Raw genomic sequence first — 977 nt, 5'->3', positions numbered from 1 at the left:
TCCGCCTACATGCTTAAACCGGGACAACCGTCGCCCGGCTAACATAGCCTTCTCCGTCCCCCCTTCGCAGTAACACCAAGTACAGGAATATTAACCTGTTTCCCATCGACTACGCCTTTCGGCCTCGCCTTAGGGGTCGACTCACCCTGCCCCGATTAACGTTGGACAGGAACCCTTGGTCTTCCGGCGAGCGGGCTTTTCACCCGCTTTATCGTTACTTATGTCAGCATTCGCACTTCTGATACCTCCAGCAACCCTCACAGGCCACCTTCAACGGCTTACAGAACGCTCCCCTACCCAACAACACATAGTGTCGCTGCCGCAGCTTCGGTGCATGGTTTAGCCCCGTTACATCTTCCGCGCAGGCCGACTCGACCAGTGAGCTATTACGCTTTCTTTAAATGATGGCTGCTTCTAAGCCAACATCCTGGCTGTCTGTGCCTTCCCACATCGTTTCCCACTTAACCATGACTTTGGGACCTTAGCTGGCGGTCTGGGTTGTTTCCCTCTTCACGACGGACGTTAGCACCCGCCGTGTGTCTCCCGTGATAACATTCTTCGGTATTCGTAGTTTGCATCGGGTTGGTAAGCCGGGATGGCCCCCTAGCCGAAACAGTGCTCTACCCCCGAAGATGAGTTCACGAGGCGCTACCTAAATAGCTTTCGGGGAGAACCAGCTATCTCCCGGTTTGATTGGCCTTTCACCCCCAGCCACAAGTCATCCGCTAATTTTTCAACATTAGTCGGTTCGGTCCTCCAGTTAGTGTTACCCAACCTTCAACCTGCCCATGGCTAGATCACCGGGTTTCGGGTCTATACCCTGCAACTTAACGCCCAGTTAAGACTCGGTTTCCCTTCGGCTCCCCTATACGGTTAACCTTGCTACAGAATATAAGTCGCTGACCCATTATACAAAAGGTACGCAGTCACACCACGAAGGTGCTCCCACTGCTTGTACGTACACGGTTTCAGGTTCT

Annotated in this window: 1 rRNA gene; it reads right to left on the bottom strand. The window is 53.3% G+C overall.

Annotated features, from left to right (window positions below):
• Nucleotides 1-977 (bottom strand): 23S ribosomal RNA (locus tag FHC52_RS22485); the annotation flags it as partial.

Source organism: Enterobacter sp. EC_64, from assembly GCF_019584165.1.
GTDB classification, from domain to species: domain Bacteria; phylum Pseudomonadota; class Gammaproteobacteria; order Enterobacterales; family Enterobacteriaceae; genus Enterobacter; species Enterobacter roggenkampii.
This window is presented reverse-complemented; position numbering and strand designations above follow the sequence as displayed.